General features: G+C 67.3%; 22 protein-coding genes. 10 read left to right on the top strand and 12 right to left on the bottom strand.

The window, feature by feature from the left end; translation table 11 throughout:
* Window positions 1-14: 14 nt before the first annotated feature.
* Complete coding sequence (locus tag ACZ4UU_RS04665) at window positions 15-572, bottom strand: GtrA family protein (RefSeq protein WP_468036475.1); 558 nt, start codon at window positions 570-572, stop codon at window positions 15-17.
* Between the two features lie 176 nt (window positions 573-748).
* Between ACZ4UU_RS04665 and ACZ4UU_RS04660 the strand changes: the two genes are divergently transcribed.
* The 4 genes from ACZ4UU_RS04660 to ACZ4UU_RS04645 all read left to right on the top strand — a co-directional run bounded on the left by ACZ4UU_RS04660 (window position 749) and on the right by ACZ4UU_RS04645 (window position 4,978).
* Complete coding sequence (locus ACZ4UU_RS04660) at window positions 749-1,909, top strand: 5-(carboxyamino)imidazole ribonucleotide synthase (protein ID WP_468036474.1); 1,161 nt, start codon at window positions 749-751, stop codon at window positions 1,907-1,909.
* Entirely contained in the window at window positions 1,906-2,433 is a 528-nt protein-coding gene (gene purE, locus ACZ4UU_RS04655) for a 5-(carboxyamino)imidazole ribonucleotide mutase (protein ID WP_468036473.1), read from the top strand. The genes ACZ4UU_RS04660 and purE overlap by 4 nt, the downstream gene beginning before the upstream one ends.
* 5 nt (window positions 2,434-2,438) lie before the next feature.
* Window positions 2,439-3,629: a dipeptidase gene (locus tag ACZ4UU_RS04650; RefSeq protein ID WP_468036472.1), complete on the top strand. Its 1,191-nt coding sequence runs from the start codon at window positions 2,439-2,441 to the stop codon at window positions 3,627-3,629.
* 221 nt (window positions 3,630-3,850) lie between these two features.
* The gene (locus tag ACZ4UU_RS04645) at window positions 3,851-4,978 is read left to right on the top strand and encodes a dipeptidase (RefSeq protein ID WP_468036471.1); all 1,128 of its coding nucleotides are present in this window, start codon (window positions 3,851-3,853) and stop codon (window positions 4,976-4,978) included.
* A 69-nt stretch (window positions 4,979-5,047) separates the two neighbouring features.
* On the opposite strand, the gene ACZ4UU_RS04640 is transcribed toward ACZ4UU_RS04645, so the two are convergent.
* The gene (locus ACZ4UU_RS04640; RefSeq protein WP_468036470.1) at window positions 5,048-5,407 is read right to left on the bottom strand and encodes a VOC family protein; all 360 of its coding nucleotides are present in this window, start codon (window positions 5,405-5,407) and stop codon (window positions 5,048-5,050) included.
* 123 nt (window positions 5,408-5,530) lie between these two features.
* On the opposite strand from ACZ4UU_RS04640, the gene ACZ4UU_RS04635 reads away from it, so the two are divergent.
* Together ACZ4UU_RS04635 and ACZ4UU_RS04630 are read left to right on the top strand one after the other, a co-directional pair.
* Window positions 5,531-6,031, top strand: a complete 501-nt coding sequence (locus ACZ4UU_RS04635; RefSeq protein WP_468036469.1) for a CGNR zinc finger domain-containing protein — start codon at window positions 5,531-5,533, stop codon at window positions 6,029-6,031.
* A gap of 167 nt (window positions 6,032-6,198) precedes the next feature.
* The gene (locus ACZ4UU_RS04630; RefSeq protein WP_468036468.1) at window positions 6,199-6,498 is read left to right on the top strand and encodes a hypothetical protein; all 300 of its coding nucleotides are present in this window, start codon (window positions 6,199-6,201) and stop codon (window positions 6,496-6,498) included.
* Between the two features lie 39 nt (window positions 6,499-6,537).
* Here ACZ4UU_RS04630 and ACZ4UU_RS04625 read toward each other — a convergent pair whose 3' ends face one another.
* A complete protein-coding gene (locus ACZ4UU_RS04625) occupies window positions 6,538-7,881 on the bottom strand; it encodes a UDP-glucose dehydrogenase family protein (RefSeq protein ID WP_468036467.1) in 1,344 nt (447 codons plus the stop codon).
* Between the two features lie 190 nt (window positions 7,882-8,071).
* On the opposite strand from ACZ4UU_RS04625, the gene ACZ4UU_RS04620 reads away from it, so the two are divergent.
* Complete coding sequence (locus tag ACZ4UU_RS04620; RefSeq protein WP_468036466.1) at window positions 8,072-9,229, top strand: acyl-CoA dehydrogenase; 1,158 nt, start codon at window positions 8,072-8,074, stop codon at window positions 9,227-9,229.
* 199 nt (window positions 9,230-9,428) lie between these two features.
* Here ACZ4UU_RS04620 and ACZ4UU_RS04615 read toward each other — a convergent pair whose 3' ends face one another.
* Window positions 9,429-10,697 (bottom strand): tyrosine-type recombinase/integrase, encoded by a 1,269-nt coding sequence (locus tag ACZ4UU_RS04615; protein WP_468036465.1) that lies wholly within the window; start codon window positions 10,695-10,697, stop codon window positions 9,429-9,431.
* A 38-nt stretch (window positions 10,698-10,735) separates the two neighbouring features.
* On the opposite strand from ACZ4UU_RS04615, the gene ACZ4UU_RS04610 reads away from it, so the two are divergent.
* Together ACZ4UU_RS04610 and ACZ4UU_RS04605 are read left to right on the top strand one after the other, a co-directional pair.
* Window positions 10,736-11,278 carry a hypothetical protein gene (locus tag ACZ4UU_RS04610; RefSeq protein ID WP_468036464.1) on the top strand — a complete coding sequence of 181 codons (543 nt, stop codon included), beginning with the start codon at window positions 10,736-10,738 and terminating at the stop codon, window positions 11,276-11,278.
* A 261-nt stretch (window positions 11,279-11,539) separates the two neighbouring features.
* The gene (locus tag ACZ4UU_RS04605) at window positions 11,540-11,881 is read left to right on the top strand and encodes a phage terminase small subunit (RefSeq protein WP_468036463.1); all 342 of its coding nucleotides are present in this window, start codon (window positions 11,540-11,542) and stop codon (window positions 11,879-11,881) included.
* 1,084 nt (window positions 11,882-12,965) lie between these two features.
* Here ACZ4UU_RS04605 and ACZ4UU_RS04600 read toward each other — a convergent pair.
* The 8 genes from ACZ4UU_RS04600 to ACZ4UU_RS04565 form a co-directional block, all read right to left on the bottom strand.
* The gene (locus tag ACZ4UU_RS04600) at window positions 12,966-13,451 is read right to left on the bottom strand and encodes a hypothetical protein (RefSeq protein WP_468036462.1); all 486 of its coding nucleotides are present in this window, start codon (window positions 13,449-13,451) and stop codon (window positions 12,966-12,968) included.
* Between the two features lie 94 nt (window positions 13,452-13,545).
* Window positions 13,546-13,770 (bottom strand): DUF397 domain-containing protein, encoded by a 225-nt coding sequence (locus ACZ4UU_RS04595; protein ID WP_468036461.1) that lies wholly within the window; start codon window positions 13,768-13,770, stop codon window positions 13,546-13,548.
* A 339-nt stretch (window positions 13,771-14,109) separates the two neighbouring features.
* The gene (locus tag ACZ4UU_RS04590; protein WP_468036460.1) at window positions 14,110-14,310 is read right to left on the bottom strand and encodes a hypothetical protein; all 201 of its coding nucleotides are present in this window, start codon (window positions 14,308-14,310) and stop codon (window positions 14,110-14,112) included.
* A 256-nt stretch (window positions 14,311-14,566) separates the two neighbouring features.
* Window positions 14,567-15,310: a DUF5753 domain-containing protein gene (locus ACZ4UU_RS04585; RefSeq protein ID WP_468036459.1), complete on the bottom strand. Its 744-nt coding sequence runs from the start codon at window positions 15,308-15,310 to the stop codon at window positions 14,567-14,569.
* An 82-nt stretch (window positions 15,311-15,392) separates the two neighbouring features.
* Window positions 15,393-15,917 (bottom strand): DUF6879 family protein, encoded by a 525-nt coding sequence (locus ACZ4UU_RS04580; RefSeq protein WP_468036458.1) that lies wholly within the window; start codon window positions 15,915-15,917, stop codon window positions 15,393-15,395.
* On the bottom strand, window positions 15,901-16,092 hold the full coding sequence (locus ACZ4UU_RS04575; protein ID WP_358991807.1) for a hypothetical protein: 192 nt from the start codon (window positions 16,090-16,092) through the stop codon (window positions 15,901-15,903). The genes ACZ4UU_RS04580 and ACZ4UU_RS04575 overlap by 17 nt, the downstream gene beginning before the upstream one ends.
* Before the next feature lie 432 nt (window positions 16,093-16,524).
* Entirely contained in the window at window positions 16,525-17,007 is a 483-nt protein-coding gene (locus ACZ4UU_RS04570) for an RICIN domain-containing protein (protein WP_468036457.1), read from the bottom strand.
* Between the two features lie 338 nt (window positions 17,008-17,345).
* Entirely contained in the window at window positions 17,346-17,903 is a 558-nt protein-coding gene (locus ACZ4UU_RS04565; protein ID WP_468036456.1) for an acyl-CoA thioesterase, read from the bottom strand.
* Between the two features lie 119 nt (window positions 17,904-18,022).
* On the opposite strand from ACZ4UU_RS04565, the gene ACZ4UU_RS04560 reads away from it, so the two are divergent.
* Window positions 18,023-19,297: an LCP family protein gene (locus ACZ4UU_RS04560; protein ID WP_468036455.1), complete on the top strand. Its 1,275-nt coding sequence runs from the start codon at window positions 18,023-18,025 to the stop codon at window positions 19,295-19,297.
* The last annotated feature ends 14 nt before the right edge of the window (window positions 19,298-19,311 follow it).

The raw sequence follows: 19,311 nt of genomic DNA, 5'->3' as shown, positions 1-19,311 counted from the left end.
CGGAGAACGCGGTGTCAGCCCACGCGCTGGCGAACCCGGGCCTTCTCGGCCCGCTGCCCCCGCTCCAGGAACGATTCCGCGCCCGCCGACGGCTCCTCAGCGGGCAACGCCCGGAACACCCACGTCCGGTACGACCAGAACCGGAACAGCGTCGCCACCCCGATGCCGAGGAACTTGAAGATGTTGCTCTGGAGCGGGCTGTCCCAGCCGAAGCCGTACGTCGCCGCGTACAGCACACCGTTCTCGATCACCAGACCGACCACGCTGAACAGCAGGAACAGACCCAGTTCCTTGGTACGCCGGCTCTTGTCCCGGTCCCGGTACGTGAAGTACCGGAACCCGAGGTAGTTGAAGATGATCGCGACGACAGTGGCGATGACACTCGCCCGCACCACCTGGAGATCGGTCACCTGCCGCACCAGGTTGAACACGAGGAGATTGACCAGAAGCCCCGCTCCACCCACCGCACCGAACTTGGCAACCTCACGCACCAGCCGGTCGAAGCGCTGCCGTACGGCACTACGAGGTACCGGAGGAGGCGCCGATTGAAGCCCCGAGGAACCACGTCCCATGGTCGTGAAGGCTCCTGTCGGTCGATTCGTCGGTCGGTTTCCGTCAACTCAGCCATGCTAACCACCCCCCTGGTCGATTGCCTGTGGGCGAGCTCATAGGTCGGGACACAGGACGGGAAGAGGCTCGAAAAAGTCCGGTAAGAGGGTCGCCCCGGAGCGGCCGATACCCTAGGGGCGTGACGTTCCCGGTAGTCGGCATGGTCGGCGGGGGCCAGCTCGCTCGTATGACACACGAGGCGGGCATCCCGTTGGGCATCAGGTTCAAGCTTCTCAGTGACACCCCTCAGGATTCCGCGGCGCAGGTCGTCAGCGATGTCGTCATCGGCGACTATCGCGACCTCGACACGCTCCGCGAGTTCGCGAGGGGCTGCGATGTGATCACTTTTGATCACGAACACGTACCCACCGAGCACCTCAGGGCTCTGGAGGCGGACGGCATCCCCGTGCGCCCGGGCCCCGACGCGCTCGTGCACGCCCAGGACAAGGGCGTGATGCGAGCGAGACTCGACGCGATCGGCGTGCCGTGTCCACGGCACCGCATCGTGACCGATCCACAGGACGTGGCCGCCTTCGCGGCCGAGGGCCTGCCCGAGGGCGCCGAGGGCGACGGCTTCCCGGTCGTCCTCAAGACCGTCCGCGGCGGTTACGACGGCAAGGGCGTCTGGGTCGTCGACTCGCCCGAGGAGGCCGAGGACCCGTTCCGCGCCGGTGTCCCGGTGCTCGCCGAGGAGAAGGTCGACTACGTTCGCGAACTCGCCGCGAACGTCGTCCGCTCCCCGCACGGCCAGGCGGTCGCCTACCCCGTGGTCGAGTCCCAGCAGGTGGCCGGAGTCTGCGACACGGTCATAGCCCCGGCACCCGACCTGGACGAGACCCTCGCGCTCAAGGCCGAGGAACTCGCTCTGACGATCGCCAAGGAACTGGACGTCGTCGGCCACCTCGCCGTCGAGCTGTTCCAGACCCGCGACGGCCGCATCCTCGTCAACGAGCTGGCGATGCGCCCGCACAACTCGGGCCACTGGACCCAGGACGGCGCGATCACCTCGCAGTTCGCCAATCACGTCCGCGCGGTCCTGGACCTCCCCCTGGGCGACCCGCGCCCGCGCGCCAAGTGGACGGTCATGGTCAACGTCCTCGGCGGCGACTACCCGGACATGTACTCCGCGTATCTGCACTGCATGGCCCGCGACCCCCAGCTGAAGATCCACATGTACGGCAAGGACGTGAAGCCCGGACGCAAGGTCGGCCACGTCAACACCTACGGCGACGACCTCGACGACGTGCTGGAGCGCGCCCGTCACGCTGCCGGCTACCTGAGAGGCACGATCACCGAATGAGCCCCGTTGTTGGCATCGTCATGGGTTCGGACTCCGACTGGCCCGTCATGGAGGCCGCCGCGCAGGCCCTCGACGAGTTCGAGATCGAGTACGAGGTCGACGTCGTCTCCGCGCACCGCATGCCGCGCGAGATGGTCACCTACGGCGAGCAGGCGGCCGAGCGGGGCCTGAAGGTGATCATCGCCGGGGCCGGTGGCGCCGCCCACCTCCCCGGCATGCTGGCCTCGGTCACGCCGCTGCCCGTCATCGGCGTCCCGGTCCCGCTGAAGTACCTCGACGGCATGGACTCGCTGCTCTCGATCGTGCAGATGCCGGCCGGCGTCCCGGTCGCCACCGTCTCCGTCGCCGGCGCGCGCAACGCGGGCCTGCTGGCCGCCCGCATCCTCGCCGCCCACGACGAGGACCTGCTCCAGCGGATGCGCGAGTTCCAGCAGGAACTCAACGACCAGGCCACCGAGAAGGGCAAGCGCCTGCGCGCCAAGGTCGAGGGCGCGAGCGGCTTCGGCTTCGGCTCGGGGAAGTGACGTCGATGACCTCCGCTTCGTTGGCGGCAGCCCGGGAACTCCTGCGCGAGTTCCCGGTCGTCGACGGCCACAACGACCTCCCGTGGGCCCTGCGCGAACAGGTCCGCTACGACCTCGACGCCCGGGACATCGCCACCCACCAGGGCGCCCACCTGCACACCGATCTCCCGCGGCTGCGCGAGGGCGGCGTGGGCGCGCAGTACTGGTCGGTGTACGTCCGCTCGGACTACGCCGGCGACAAGGCGGTCAGCGCCACCCTCGAACAGATCGACTGCGTACGGCAGCTGCTGGCCCGCTACCCGGCAGACCTGCGCCCGGCGCTGACGGCGGCGGACATGGAGGCGGCGCGCGCGGAGGGCCGTATCGCCTCCCTGATCGGTGCGGAGGGCGGCCACTCCATCGCCGACTCCCTGGCGACGCTGCGGTCCCTGTACGCGCTCGGGGTCCGCTACATGACCCTGACCCACAACGACAACATCGCGTGGGCCGACTCGGCGACGGACGAGCCCGCAGTGGGCGGGCTGTCGGCCTTCGGCCGCGAGGTCGTACGGGAGATGAACCGCGAGGGCATGCTCGTCGACCTCTCGCACGTGGCGGCGACGACGATGCGCGACGCGATGGACGCCACTTCGGCCCCGGTGATCTTCTCCCACTCCTCATCCCGCGCGGTCTGCGACCACCCGCGCAACATCCCCGACGACGTCCTCGAACGCCTCCCGGGCAACGGCGGCGTCGCGATGGTGACGTTCGTGCCGAAGTTCGTGCTCCAGGCCGCCGTCGACTGGACGGCCGAGGCCGACGCGAACATGCGCGCGCACGGCTTCCACCACCTCGACACCACCGCCGAGGCGATGAAGGTGCACCGCGCCTTCGAGGAGGCCAACCCGCGTCCGGTCGCCACGGTGTCCACGGTCGCGGACCACCTGGACCACATGCGCGAGGCCGCCGGCATCGACCACCTCGGCATCGGCGGCGACTACGACGGCACCGCCTTCACCCCCGACGGCCTGAACGACGTCTCCGGCTACCCCAACCTCATCGCCGAACTCCTGGACCGCGGCTGGTCCCGGGCCGACCTGGCCAAGCTGACCTGGCAGAACGCGGTACGGGTGCTGGGCGCGGCGGAGGACGTCGCCCGTGACCTCCAGGCCACGCGCGGGCCGTCCAACGCGACCATCGAGGAGCTGGACGGCTGAGCACGGACTTCCGGTCATACCGGAAGTCCGTGTGCGAGGGCGGGTGGGGCGAACGCTGGACCACGCGCGCGTGCCCCCACGCGCGTACCCCCGCGTGTACCGTTCCACGCGAGTTGTCGCCCCGTACCCCCGAACGCACCACCCACCGGGTGACCCCACCGGGTCCGTGCGACGGTGAACCGTACTGCTGATCAGGACGCCGATCACGTACGGAGACCGCCATGGCAGACCTCAAGTACGAACTGGATCCCGTCCCCGAGGTCGGCGAAGTCGATGACCTGCCCGGCTCGTCCGCGGGGAAGGCGTCCCCGCCCGGTGCCGACTCCGGTGAGGGTCCCGACGCCGGTCTGCTCGACCGTGCCCACGCGCTGCTCGCCGCCCGCCCCGTCGCCGACGGCTACAGCGGACTGCCGTGGGCGCTGCGTCATCTGCCCTGGTTCGACCTGGAGCTCGGCGAGAGCGCCGTCGACACCGATGTGCCCCGGATGCGCGAGGGCCATGTCGCCGCGCTGTTCTGGGCGCTGCACCTGCCCGAGGGGCTGGCCGGCGACCAGGCCGTCGGTGCCACGCTCGATCAGCTGGACCTGGTGAAGACCGTCGTACGGGCCCACCCCGAGGGCCTGCGCCTGGCCTGTACGCCCGGACCGGTCACCGATGTCCAGCACTGCGGCCGGATCGCGGTGCTGCCCGGACCGGCGGGGGCCGACGCGATAGGTGACTCGCTCGGCATCCTGCGGTCCCTGCACGGGCTCGGACTGCGCTCCCTGACGCTGTCCGGGGTGTCCTGGGCGAGTGAGGCGGGGCTGACCCGGTTCGGCGAGGAAGTGCTGCGCGAGATGAATCGGCTCGGAGTGCTGGCCGATCTCTCCGGCGCCTCCGCAGACACCGTGCGCCGGGCGTGCGCGGTCTCCAAGGCGCCGGTCCTGTGCGCCCGCTCCGCCGCCCGCGCCCTGCGCCCGCACCCGGCCAACCTCCCCGACGACCTGCTCGCCGAACTGGGCGCCGCGGGCGGCCTGTGCATGGTGCCGCTCACCGCCGAGCAGACCGGGCCGTCCGTCCGGGACGTCGCCGACCACCTCGACCACGTCCGTGAGGTCGCCGGCCCTGAGTCCGTCGGCCTGTCCGGCACCTACGACGCCGGGTCCGCCCACCCGCAGGACCTCGCGGACGCCTCCTGCTATCCGCACCTCGTCGCCGAGCTGCTGCGCAGAGGCTGGGCCGAGACCGACATCGCGCTGTTGACCTGGGACAACGTCCAACGGGTCCTGCGCGAGGCCGACTTCACGGCCCGTGAGGCACAGCGGCGCCGGGAGCCGTCGACGATGAAGATCTCCGAGCTGGACGGGTAGCCGGCCGCCGGGTGCCAGGGATCAACCGCGCCCGATCAGCGCAGGGCGCGATCAGCGAACGCGGTCGGGTCAGCAGGCGCACAGGCAGAACGGGTGCCCGGCCGGGTCCGCGTAGACCCGGAAGGTCCGCGAACGGTCCTCGGTGTCCAGCGGCTTCGCTCCCAGCGCCAGCACCTCCTTCTCGGCCGTGTCCAGGTCCTCGACCGTCACGTCCAGATGGAACTGCTGCGAGTGATCGGGCGCGGGCCACTGCGGCGGCACGTGACCGGGGGCGGCCTGGAACGCCAGCGCCGGCCCGCCGGGCACCTTCAGGTCCAGCCAGTCCCCCTCTCCCTCGACGCTGCCGCCGAGCACGCGCGCGTAGAAGTCGGCGAGGGCGCGTGGGTCGGGACAGTCCAGGACGACGGCACCCAGTGAAGCGATGGCCATGACTTCCTCCTCGAATCCTTGGTTACCCGTGATCTGCGTCAACAGGTAACGCGGTTACCCCATGCTCCCGTATCGGCGGTAACCTCGCAAGGGGATCCGGGCATGGAGGGATAGCGTTCGACCATGAGTGAGAGATCGCCCGCGCCCGGGGGTCTGGAGCTGGTCCAGGCACTGGTCAACACGCTGGACATCGAGTCGGGCGCCGACGCGCTGGACACGGCGGACGGCCGGGCGCGCCTCGGCCTGGTCGAGGAGGACGTCCCCGGCGCCCGCGAGCTGCGGGAGTCGCTGCGCGTGGCCCTGCTCGCCCACGCCGGCCATCCGCCGCACCGCACGGTGACCCCGCTCGGCGAACTGCTGACGGCGAGCCCGCTGGTGGTGGCGGTCGACCTCGCCGACGGTTCGGCCACCCTCGCCCCGGCCCACGAGGGCCCGCTGCTCTCCCGCGTGGCGGCCGCGATCGCCCAGGCCCTCGTCGAGGGCACCTGGACCCGGCTGAAGGCGTGCGAGGCGGTCGACTGTCACTGGGCGTACTACGACCGCAGTCCGGCGGGGCGTGGCCGCTGGTGCTCGATGCAGGTGTGCGGGGCGCGCGCGAAGATGCGGCGCTATCGAGCGAAGTAGGCCCGCGGGCCGAGCGGGTCGGCCATTCCGAAAGGTTGTTGAAGATTCACCCGGCGCCGGGCGGCCGGTGTGGGGCAGAATGCGGCAAGACGCCGTTTCGGCCGACTGAGCCTCGGCCGAAACGGCGTCCCCGCGTCACTGTCAGTGGCTGCCCGTAGGTTGTCCGCATGTCGATCTCTGTTGGACTCAGCCTTGATGTCACCGGTCTCCAGTCGGAAGAGGAGACGGGGCGCGTCGCCGCGGCACTGACCGCGTTCCTCACCGACAACGACCTCGACCGAGACGTGGTCGTCACCGAGGAGGCCTCGGCCGGCCGGGTCTTCGCGGGCAGCGACTACCCGATCATCGTGACCCGCTTCGGCGCCTGGGCCGACCGAATGGAGCAGGGCTCGCAGGAGACGGTGCGTGCGGTCGCTCCCGCCGCGGTGGTCGACCTGCGGTGGAGCTTCGAGGACGAGGACGACTGACCGCCGGTCGGAACGCCGGTCGGTCACGTCCTTCCCGGCCTAGGCCGTCGGGCGCCCCATCGCCCGGTAGCTCCAGCCGGCCTTCCGCCACAGCGCCGGGTCGAGGGCGTTGCGGCCGTCCAGGATCACCCGGGCCGCCGCGACCTCGCCGAGCGTGGCCGGGTCCAGCTCGCGGAACTCCCGCCACTCCGTGAGGTGCAGGACGACGTCCGCGCCGCGCACCGCCTCGATCGCGCTGTCGGCGTAGCCGAGGGTCGGGAAGAGCCGGCGGGCGTTGTCCATGCCCTTGGGGTCGTACACCGTGACCTGGCCGCCCTGGAGGTGGATCTGCCCGGCGACGTTCAGCGCGGGCGAGTCCCGTACGTCGTCCGAGTCGGGCTTGAAGGTCGCGCCGAGGACCGCGACCCGCTTGCCCAGGAAGGGCCCGCCGCCCAGCGCCTGCCGGGCCAGCTCCACCATCTGGCCGCGCTGGCGCATGTTGATCGAGTCGATCTCGCGCAGGAAGGTCAGCGCCTGGTCGGCGCCCAGCTCACCGGCGCGGGCCATGAAGGCGCGGATGTCCTTGGGCAGACACCCGCCGCCGAAGCCGATCCCGGCCCGCAGGAACTTCCGTCCGATCCGGTCGTCGTAGCCGATGGCCTCCGCCAGCTTGGCGACGTCGCCGCCGGCGGCCTCGCACACCTCCGCCATCGCGTTGATGAAGGAGATCTTCGTGGCGAGGAAGGAGTTGGCGGACGTCTTGACCAGCTCGGCGGTGGGGAAGTCGGTGACGACGAAGGGGGAGCCGTCGGCGATCGGCGTCGCGTACACCTCGCGCAGCAGCTTCTCGGCCCGCTCGCCGCGCACGCCGACCACGATCCGGTCCGGGCGCAGCGTGTCCTGGACGGCGAAGCCCTCGCGCAGGAACTCCGGGTTCCAGGCCAGCTCGGCGTCCTCGCCGGCCGGCGCGTGCTCGGCCAGATAGGCGGCGAGGCGGTCGGCGGAGCCGACGGGGACGGTGGACTTGCCGACGACCAGGGCGGCGTTCTTCAGATACGGGGCGAGCTGGGCGAAGGCGTTGTCGACGTACGACATGTCGCAGGCGTACTCACCGTGCCGCTGCGGCGTGTTCACGCACACGAAGTGCACATCGCCGAACTCCCCGACCTCGGCCCAGTCCATGGTGAAGCGAAGCCGCCCGGTCGACCCCTCGATCCCGGCCACGTGCTTGCGCAGCAGCTCCTCAAGACCCGGTTCGTACATCGGGACCTCGCCGCGCCGGAGCATCTCGATCTTCTCGGGCACGACATCGAGCCCCAGCACCTCGAAGCCGAGCTCGGCCATGGCCGCGGCGTGCGTCGCGCCGAGATAGCCGGTGCCGATCACGGTGATCTTGAGGGCCATGGAGACTCCAGAAAGGGGTACGGGGGAGGTGCGCGCCCGAGCATAGTCGGAGGCTCTGAAGGGCAACTTCCCAGCTGTCGCCAAGCTCACGTACCCGTCCCGTGAGCCGACCTCTAAAATTTGAGTTACTTAACGGTAATTAGCGCCAGCATCGCACTTCCCAATCAGCGTCCTTGGAGCGTGAGAGACCTTGGCCGGATCGGCTGACTTCGACCTGTACCGCCCGTCCGAGGAGCACGACATGCTCCGCGACGCGATCCGCTCGCTGGCCGAGGCGAAGATCGCGCCGCACGCCGCCGCGGTGGACGAGGACGCCCGCTTCCCACAGGAGGCGCTGGACGCGCTGGTCGCGAACGACCTGCACGCGGTGCACGTGCCCGAGGAGTACGGCGGCGCGGGCGCGGACGCGCTCGCCACGGTGATCGTGATCGAGGAAGTGGCCCGCGTCTGCGCGTCCTCCTCCCTCATCCCGGCCGTGAACAAGCTCGGCTCGCTGCCCGTGATCCTCTCCGGCTCCGAGGAGCTGAAGAAGAAGTACATGACCCCGCTCGCCAAGGGCGAGGGCATGTTCTCGTACTGCCTCTCCGAGCCGGACGCCGGTTCGGACGCGGCCGGCATGAAGACCAAGGCCGTCCGCGACGGCGACCACTACGTGCTGAACGGCGTGAAGCGCTGGATCACCAACGCCGGCGTCTCCGACTACTACACGGTGATGGCGGTCACGGACCCGACGAAGCGCTCCAAGGGCATATCGGCGTTCGTCGTCGAGAAGTCCGACGAGGGCGTCTCGTTCGGCGCCCCGGAGAAGAAGCTCGGCATCAAGGGCTCCCCGACCCGCGAGGTCTACCTGGACAACGTTCGCATCCCGGCGGACCGCATGATCGGCGAGGAGGGCACCGGCTTCGCCACGGCGATGCAGACGCTGGACCACACCCGCATCACCATCGCCGCCCAGGCCCTCGGCATCGCCCAGGGCGCCCTCGACTACGCCAAGGGCTACGTCCAGGAGCGCAAGCAGTTCGGCAAGCCGATCGCCGACTTCCAGGGCATCCAGTTCATGCTCGCCGACATGGCCATGAAGATCTCCGCCGCCCGCGCCCTGACCTACCAGGCCGCCGCCGCCTCCGAGCGCGGCGACGCCGACCTCACCTACCTGGGCGCCGCCGCCAAGTGCTTCGCCTCGGACGTGGCGATGGAGGTCACCACGGACGCCGTCCAGCTCCTCGGCGGGTACGGCTACACCCGTGACTACCCGGTGGAGCGGATGATGCGCGACGCCAAGATCACGCAGATTTATGAAGGCACGAACCAAGTTCAGCGGATCGTGATGGCAAGGAACCTGCCCTAGCAGGGTTTTTGCAGGTCAGGAGCTATTTCGAAGGTCCGGAGGGACACCCTTGGCTTTCTGCCCGTTGCGGCCCGATCGGGGCCGTTCCTGGGCGTCATGCTGGGGGAATCCTGGGCGGATGCCCGGCTGAAAACAGCTACTGACCTGCACAAACAACACAGCCCCCGGCGCGCTGCCGGGGGCTGTTGTCGTACGCGGATCAGGCGACCTCTGATGCCTCCGTCGGGTCGTCAGCGCCGGGCGTCAACATCGTTGCGATGGCGGCCCGGCCGCGCTGCTCGGCCCCTTCGAAGATGTAGTGGTAGTGCTCCCTCAGCACATCCGTACTGCTGTGGCCCATCCAGTCGGTCACATCGTTCTCGGGGACTCCGGCGTAAAGCAGCCGCGACCCGTAGTAGTGCCTGAGTGAGTGCGCCTTGCAGTACTTCACCTGTCCCTTGCCCAGAGCCTCCATCCAGATCTTCGGGTAGAAGTACGACGCGTAGAGGTAGCCAGTGCGCGTCACGTTGGGGAAGAGAAGCCGTTCCGGCCCCCATACGCCGTGGTTCTTGATGTGCCGCCGAAGCTCGAAGGCGACGTTCGGAGGGAGGGGGACAGTGCGCCCTGGCTCGCCTTCGTCGCGAGCCTTGATGTGCCGACGCTGGATCGCGCTGTTCTTGCCCGACGCGGTGTCTCCGTCCTCGGCAATCTGGAAGTCGACCCGAAGCGTCTCGGCCTTGAAGTCGATCTGATCGCGGGACACCGCCATGGCCTCACCCAGCCGCAGGCCGCACCCGGCCATGAGCCACAACATCGCGCGGTATCGCGGAGGAGCGGCATCCAGCATCGCCAGAACTTCCCGCGTCGTGAGCCGCCTTGCGGTGCTCTTCTGCTCCCGGATCTCCTTGGCGCGGCTGCCCGCGCCCTTGACCCTCTTGCACGGGTTCCGGCCGACGATCTCGTTGACGACAGCCCAGTCCATCATCCCGGAGAAGAACGAGAATCGCTGACGCCGTGTGCGGGCGGACAGCTTCCGGTCCTGCTCCATCCACAAGAGCCACTGCTCAACATCAGCGACCTTCAGGAACACGATGGAACGGGCCTTGAAGAACGGCTCAAGAGTCGTCTTCTGGATGGACCGGTACTGCTTCTTGGTGCTGTTCTCCAGCTTCCTTTGATTCGTCCACTGCTCCCACACGGCCGTCACGGGCTGCTTGCCCAACCGGTCGTCCAGGTAGGTCCCGGCGTCGAGTTCCTGTTCCTTGCGCTTGCGCTGGTCGTCAGCCCGCTTCTTGGTCTCGAACGTCTTCTGCCGTTGCTTGCCGTCCGGGTCATACCAAAACGTCGTCCACTTCTTCGGGTCGTCCTTCGAACGCGCAACCCAAGCTCTAGCCACGGAGGTGCTGGCCTTTCTGTCCAAGGGGAGTGCTCGACCGGTGTGCCGGGAGCACCTGACCTCAGATTGAGCTTGCCCACCCTGTGTTGTCAACCCTGGGTGGAGCCCTCAGGGTGGTGTATGGTGAGGGTATGCGAGCAGATGAGAGCGGCTTTGAGATCGAGCAGCAGCAAGGGGGGTGGACGGTTCGCATGTGGTGGCCGACAGGGCCTGTGACTGGCGGCCCGCAGCGCATCACCATCGAGCCGGCCGCCGATGCGCCCGCACGGGACGTAGCCCGTGGCATCTCCACGACTGTGCTGCGCAGGCTCGACCTTGCTGCGGCTCTGAACCTGGCCAAGATGGCACCGCAGGCTCAGAGCGTGTTGGAGGACGCGGCGAAGGCGCTCACCGAATCAGGGGAGACGGCCGGGCTTCTGCTGGCCAGCGAAGGTGTTTCGGAGCGCTACTTGGCTGTTCTCTCGTTCACCTACGCGTCCATGGCCGACATGGGAGCCGTGGCCCCCGTGAGGCGATTGGCGAAGCTGATCGGCCGTAAGCCGGAGACCATCAAGGATCACTTGAAGCGGGCTCGGCGTGAAGGCTACTTGGGCACGATCGCTGGAAAGGCCGGGGGAGAGCTGACCGATAAAACGTCGAAGATCATCGAATCTATGGCGGTTTCGAAGGGGTAGCGACCTCCCTCGTAATGCAGAACTTTATAACTCACGGCCCCCGAGGCGACTCGGGGGCCTTCTGTTTCCGGAGGAGCGCTTGACCAAGCTGATGACAGTGGATGACGTGGCCGGGTATCTGAACAAGCCCCGGTCATGGGTGTATGGGAACTGGCGTGACGAGAAGATCCCGTTCCGAAAGGCGGGGCAGTCCCTCCGCTGCCGACCGGCTGCAAGCCTGCGCCGGCCGTCGACGGCGCGTAAACGGAAACCGGAGGGTCCATGCCAAAAATGCGTAATCCGAATTCGCCGCACTCTCGATACAAGGGACTGGACGTGCTACCGAACGATCACGGCCTACCCGTTCCTGATCTGCCTTCCGTGAGGGGCTGGTCACATGCCGAATCCGAGCAATGGCACCAATGGTGGAGCAGCCCTCAGTCCGCGCGCTGGGATGAGTCCTACGTCCCGACTGTGGCAGTCATGCTGACCTATTACGGCAAAATCCTTGACGGCACCGCTACCCGTGATCACCTCACCGAGTTCCGCCAGTTGGCCACGGCCCTTGGGCTGACGGCCGACGGCATGAAGCGGCTGGGCTGGCCCTTCGAGGGGGACGAGTGAGCAGGCGGGCCGCCAAGCCCGGGGCGGCGGGAACGCATGACGGCATGCACCGAGCTGGTTATGAGTGTCCATGGGATGAGCCCCAGTGCTCGCGCTGTGTCGAGGGGTTCGCCATTCACGTCGGATTGGAACTGACTGGGAAAGTGAACCCCTGGGGCGACAAACTGAAGCATCAGCCGAAGAAGTGTTACGGATGCCGCCAGATGTGAACTGTTCGCCGCTGGGGATTTGATTGGCAAACGCGATGGAAGGGGACAGCACCCCCGGTGGGTCCTATTCTTTTCTAATTAGGCATTACCCCCGTTATTCATAAACATTTGAGTAATGCTTCAGTTATTTGTTAGTTATCGTTCCATGGTAAGGGTGGGGAAGAATGAAGGTCAAGCGGGAAGCCGTGGAGCAACGCTCCGGCCGCTCGCTGAGACTTTCGGCCCTAGCAAAGGAATGCAGCGCTATGCGTAAGACCGTGCTCATGCCCGTGGAAAAGGTTCTGTGTGACGCCCACATAGCGCGTGGAAGAGATGCTGTCGGCCGCCTTCACCCTGGTTCGCCGTTCCGTCCAGGACGCAGTCCGGATCACCAAGGGGGCTACCTCTCCGAAGGTGAAGCGTCAGCCGCTCAGCCTTGAGGACAAGGTGCGGGCCAGGATCGAAATGCACGGCGGACGCGCTACGTCCTCTCAGGTACTCCCGTACGTCGGAGCGACGGCCGCAGAGGTCAAGGAACTGTCCGGAATCGTCGTCACCGTGGAACGGGCGGGGAAGACAGGCCGACCGGCTACCGTTTTCTCACTCCGCGGTGACGCTTCCGGTGACTCTGTGCCGCAGCCGGCCAGCACGGACAGCAACAAGAACCGGAACACTTCCCGTCACGTACAGGCGCAGCCGGCCAGCGCGGAGCGTGAGCGAAACCGCGCGCGGGTCGTTCGCCTCGACGCTTACCGCCCGGCACCCAAGCAGGCCCCCGAGTCTGTGCCGGAACCGAAGCGGTCAGAACCGCTCGCAGACTTCAACCCCTTCCGGGCACTGCTCTAACCAACCAAACGAGCCCCGGCCAAAAGGCCGGGGCTTCTTTGTTGCTTCGACTACGCGACTGGGCAGGCCAGTTCAGCGTTCGCGCGATTCGGGGAACAGGTCACCACTGCCAGGGACAGATACGAGGGACGTTCCAGGTAGAAGCCGTATGACACATCAGCACCCGAGCACAGTTGCTCGGCAGCAGCGTTCACCAGCCGGGCCAGGCGCGTGGTGTCGCGGTCTCTCTCCGATACGAACCGCGGCGCGTACACGGCCAGCTGTTCACCGAGCCAGTACGCCGCTTCCTTTGACTCGTCCCAGGTGCCACGAACGAGGGGGCGGGGCTTGATGAGCCAGTACGCCGTTTCGATTGGCGGGAGGTCGGCAGTGGGGAACTCTGCGACCACTTCCCGGTAGCGCTTGAGCAGCCGCTCTGCCTGTACGTCCTGATCGGAAACCGGTGCTGGCGGAGGGTCAGGGTGTGGCGGTCGTCGTAGAGCTTCATTATCGAAACGCTCCTTCGGGCCGGTCCACAGATAGCCGTGATGGTGCACCAGTCAGTCCCGTTCGGTGTCGGCGGTCGGGGGACCAGCCGGGCCCGGCCCTGGAGCGACGGGGGAGCCGAGCCCGGCTGGCGGGGAGGGAGGATCAGACGTTCAGGCCGAACCGCGCCGGGTCGATACCGGCCGCGTCCAGCTCCTCCGTGGTGAACCGCAGCGGCTGCGCGTCCGGCCGCTTGCTGTCACCGAGGGCCCAGGCGTCGTCGCCGATCTGGGCCAGCGTCACGCACCCCTCGGTGCAGGGGCCGCCACACGCCTGGACGAACGAGGCCCCGTTGATGTCGAGCGCGTACAGGTCGGTTCCGTTCTGCATCACTGCACCTTCCTGCTCAACTAATCGCGGCCATGGCTGACCGCCGCCGCCCATACCGGGCGGGAGTCTGTTTCACCTAGGTCAGTTGGGGACCGTGCGTGGAGAGGTCAGAGGGGAGTTGTCGCGCGTCCTCGGGGTGTCCATAGCGCTTGTGCAGCCGCATTGCTTCGACGGTTTCCAGCGCCTTGGCCGGACTCCCGGATCGATTGGCTGCACGAACCCGCTTGCGGAGCGTTGCGCATTGGACGCACGACGCCGGGTCCACCTGACCCGTTCGGGGTGCTAGCAGGTTCAGCAGATCCTGAACGAACACGGAGTTCTCCCGAGGGATCTGGGGTTTCAGGCGCGCGTTACTTGCTGCGGAGGGGCCAACCACCCTCTTCCGCCGCCTTCGGGCCACAGGAAGGCAACGGAGCGCTTCTGCCGTTCGCCCGGCAGCTCCCCAGGGTCCTCGTAGTCCCCCATCACGTCGCGGAGGATGCCGATCCTTCCGGAGGCGTCCTGGACCCGCTTACCGATGTCCTCGGCCGTGACGCTCACGGCTGGTTCCCCGCGTGCTCGTCTCTCTGGTGCTGACGCATCCTCACGTTGGCGTCAGATACGGCGCTGTAGTCACTGCCCGAGCGGGCGTTCTCGCGGGCGACCGACTGAGAAAGGCACGCGGGGCAGCCGGGCACGGGTGACGGCTCGCGCGGCAGCTCCGACAGGCACGTCCCCGCCGTGGGTTCGGTCGCAGGACCGGACGTTCTCTCTTCGCTCTCCATGCCGCCATCTTCGGCGGGTCATGGATGCATCTCTAGCCTGTTTCCTGTTCCCGCAAAAAGTCGTTCCGGATGCCCTCGATCAGATTCCGCATATCCGCGCCGGCCAGCGCCACCTGCTCGAATCTTTCGAACTTATCAACGTACAGACTTACATCCCGGGGGTCTGTGACGACCACCTCTGCGTGAACCGTTTCTATGGTGACCATTCGGTCGTCACGGATGACGAACGCGTGATTAGCGATGTCCTGCTGCTGAATCGCCAGCGGAACTACACGGATGTCCACATGCGGTAGTCGAGATATGGAAGCGATGCGGTCCAGCTGTGCAGCCATCATCTGTACCGGGACGATTCGCCAGCGTAGAACTGGCTCCGTGATAACGAACCGAAGTGACTTGGCGTTGTCGTAGAGAATCGCTTGTCGTTCAAGTCGTCCGTTGATTGTCCGCGTGAGGGCGTCCTCACTCAGATCGTGGCGTTTCAGAATGGCTCGGATGTATTCGGGCGTCTGGAGTAGTCCAGGGACGAGTGCGGGTTGGAACAGCCGCAGCGTCGACATCTGGGCTTCCAGGGCCTTGGCGGCCTGCTGGCCCTTGTGGACCCCGATCCGCTTCAGAAGTCGCCACGCTGTCGCCTCGGTCGCCGAGGCTCGGGCCGCGTCCGTGTACTCGGCCTTGACCTCGTCCGACACGCCGATGGCTGTCAGGATGCGCTCAACGTCTGTTGCGCTGGGTGCCAGCTTGGCATTCTCGATCTTGGACAGCTTGGACGGAGACATGAGGGCGCTGCGAGCCACTGCTTTGGCCCCTTCCCGGAAGCCATTCGCAGAGCCCGCAGCGCGGCCCCAAGCTGTGCTCTGTTCACACCCCGTACTTTGCCCACCATTTGTTGAACGGTTCTGCCTGTGCGAGTGCCGCGTCACGGTACTGCGTGAATTCCGCCGCGCGTTCCGGCGGTAGTACTTCCGATCCGAGGTACTTCCCGTTTTCGTCGTAGTTCATGACGGCCACGGAGGTAGAGTCGAAGAACCAGAAGTCCGGGACATTCTCCAGCGGGTTGGGCTTTTCGGTGGTGTCGAGGATGAAGAACTCTTCGCCTCCGGTCATGTTCTTCCGGTAGCCCCACCCGAGTTCGAAGCGAAGATAGTCCGTGAGCGGGCGCGACAGAATGTGCACCCGGTAAACCCGCTTCCCCTTCTCGGTGTGTGAGCGGAGTTCTTCGATCCAGCCCGCGTTGTAGCCCTCCGGCTGAGGCTCCCCGGCCTGGAATGCCTGGAAAGCTTCCACGTTCCCGGACTGGCTATAGTCGTCCAGGGTTTCCAGGCGGAACGCCTCGCGCTCGAAAGAGTCGAAGAGGTCGCCGAGAGTCTTAGAGGAGGTTGTCACGGATGGCCTTCTGAATCAGTTCCATGGGGATCTCGACCAGGGTTTCGTGAGCGGGAATCTCCAGCCCGTGATCGGTGGGCGTCTCGCCTTGAACCAGGAAGGTGCCTCGGTCCGTCGCGTAGATGGTCGGACAGTCCTTGATGTCGCACGTGCTGACCAGCTTGGTGACCTTCATGGTCTGGGTTCCCCTCTCCCATGCCGCTGCCAGTGCCCCGCATCTGGGTTGATGCTCCCGAGGGTGAGGCGCACCGGTCAAGCGATCACGGTTGACGGAACAGGAAACCGCGTAACCTGCCCGAAGCCTGCCACTCCTCGGACCGTCCGGAGGGGATGTCATCAGTGCCAGCCCTACCTGGGCAGACCCTTGACGATCATGGGGAAATGCTGGGGCAGGCCCCTCTGGGAGGGTGTTCGTGCAGGTCAGAGCCGTATGACCTGTAAAGCACGTAGATCTACGAGAGCACCAACCAGGTCCAGCGCATCGTGATGGCGCGGAACCTGCCGTGACACCCGTCCTGCTGCGACGAGGGTGACCGGAGGAAGCCCCGGCCGGCCGTGCGGGCCCGGCCGGGGCTTCCTCGTCAGTCGCGCGCGTTCTCGTGCGGAGTCACCCCTGGTCCTCCGACGAGGGGTAGATCCGCCACAGCTGGGAGAGGTTCGGCCCGCCCCACATGCGGGTCAGGCCCACCAGCCGGTCGTTGCCCTGGAGGTGGTCGGCGATGGCCAGGGCATAGCGCGGGTGCACGACGGAGACCAGGTAGAAGTCATTGCCCCGCTCCGCGTGGGAGACCAGCCGCCAGTGCTGGCTGAGGCTGTCCGTGTGCTCTCGGAGGGTCACGGTGTCGGGCGGGTTGGCCCCTGCCGTGAGGCAGCGGTGGTTCGCGTACGACTCGATCCGCACGGTGGCGCCGTCCGCGTTCGCCCGCAGGAACCACCGATGCGAGGTGTTGTCCTTGGCGAACGGGTCCTGGGCCCAGGTCTGGGTGTGGTTGCCGACACCGTCGTGCCAGTCGTTGCACATGAAGTAGGTACCGGTGACGTGATGGGTCATCGTCACCGATCCGCCCGCGAGCAGTACGAGGTCCGTCAAGTCAGTGCTCCTCAGCCTTGAGAGTCCGTCACGGGAGAGGGCGCCCCTGAACTCAGCGTAGGCGGCGGGCTGTTGCTCCACAGCACGGCGAACCGGACGTTTCACGAGGCCAGAGCCTGTCCGGGAGGTCTCGAACGGTTGGACGGCGCTGCCCGACCCCGCTGACAGTGCGTCACCCACATGCCGCTCACCCGGCGCAGCGGTGGGACAGGGCACCGCCGGATTCGAACGGGCCGTACGGAAGCCACGAAGGGGCCGGGACGGCAAGACCGGGAAAGTGACAGCCGCCCCGACGGGACGGCTGGCTCATGCCTCACCCCTCGCCACCCCCGGGAGGTTCAGTCCTCGAACCCCTCCGCCAGCCGCTTCTCCCGCAGCTCCTTGATGGCCCGCCGCCGCGCCAGCCGGTGAGTCCGGCGGATCTGGGCCTCCTGGCAGCGGCGCTTGTCGCGCTCGGTCTCCGGTATCACCGGCGGTACCCGGCGCGGCTTGCCGTCGGCGTCCACCGCTGCGAAGACCAGGTAGGCCGAGCCGACCTGGGTGGGCGGGGCCGACTCGTTCCAGCGCTCGGCGAGGACCCGTACACCGACCTCCATCGAGGTCCGGCCGGTCCAGTTGACCTGGGCCTTCACATGGACGAGGTCACCGACGCGCACCGGCTCCAGGAACGCCATCTCGTCCATGGACGCCGTGACGGCGGGGCCACCGCTGTGCCGACCGGCCACCGCACCCGCCGCGTCGTCGACGAGCTTCATGATCACACCACCGTGCACCGTCCCCAGAAGGTTGGTGTCGTTGTGGGTCATGATGTGACTGAGGGTGGTACGGGACGCGGAGGTCGGCTTGCCCGGGATCTCCTGAGTGCCCGACTCCGCTGTGGTGACCTGGTCTGTCATGGCCTCCACCTTATGCCGAGCCGACATTCGCGGACTTTGTGTTGGCTTCGCAACAGCCGTGCCTCTATTTTCCCCCGAACCTTGTAAGGGACCCGGGCGTGCCCTGCACACTGGGGCGCATGAATGACTGGCCCGGTGGATGGTCCGACGACAACCGCGGTAACCGCTACGGACGCGGCAGCTCGAGCGCACAGCCCGAGGGTGCACGCGTGATGCGGCAGGTCCGCCGCGGTCCGGCGGCGCCGCCCGGCCAGGGATACGGCGGGGTGCCGCAGCAGCCGTCGTACGTGAACGGCCAGGGCCACGGCGGATACGACGCCGACGACGGCTACGACAGCGGTTACAACACCGGGCAGGTCTACGGCGGCGGCCCGGGCGGTCCCGGCGGCGGCACGCACGAGCCGCGCCCCGCGCCGAACTGGCGGCGCCGGATAAAGATCACCGCGATCACACTGGTGACGGTGCTGGTCGTGACGACCGTGGCCACCTACTTCTGGGCCGACGGCAAGCTCAACCGCGAGGTCGACCTGGCCCAGGTCATCGACCGGCCGGAGGCGGGCGAGGGCACGAACTACCTGATCGTCGGCTCCGACAGCCGTGCGGGCATGTCGGCCGAGGAGAAGAAGAAGCTGCACACCGGGTCCGCCGAGGGCAAGCGCACGGACTCGATGATGATCCTGCACACCGGCAGCAACGGCCCGACGCTGATCTCACTGCCCCGTGACTCGAACGTCACGATCCCGTCGTTCAAGGGCTCGGACTCCGGGAAGCTCTACCAGGGCACCGGCCGCCAGGTGAAGCTGAACGCGGCGTACGCGGAGGACGGCCCCGAACTGCTGGTCCGCACCGTCGAGGCCAACACCGGCCTGCACATCGACCACTACGTCGAGATCGGCTTCGCCGGCTTCGCCAACATCGTGGACTCGGTCGGCGGCGTCGAGATCGACATCCCGCAGGACATCAAGGACTCCAAGTCCGGCGCCGACTTCAAGAAGGGCAAGCAGACCCTGAACGGCGAGGAGGCGCTCGCCTTCGTCCGCACCCGGTACGCGCTGGCCGGCTCCGACCTGGACCGGACGAAGAACCAGCAGAAGTTCCTGTCCGCCCTGGCCAACCAGGTCGCCACCCCGGGCACCGTCCTCAACCCCTTCAAGCTGTACCCGACCATGGGCGCCGGCCTGGACTCGCTGATCGTCGACAAGGACATGGGCCTGTGGGACCTGGCGTCCATGTTCTGGGCGATGAAGGGCGTGAGCAGCGGCGAGGGCAAGTCGATGAACATGCCGATCTCGGGCAACGCCTCGAACGGCAACCTCCAGTGGGACACCGCGAAGGTGAAGCAGCTGGTGGAGCAGTTGAAGAACGACGAGACGGTGACCGTCTCGGGCAACTGAGCGCGCCTGTGTGT

Source organism: Streptomyces sp. NPDC028907 (assembly GCF_055564995.1).
This window is presented reverse-complemented; position numbering and strand designations above follow the sequence as displayed.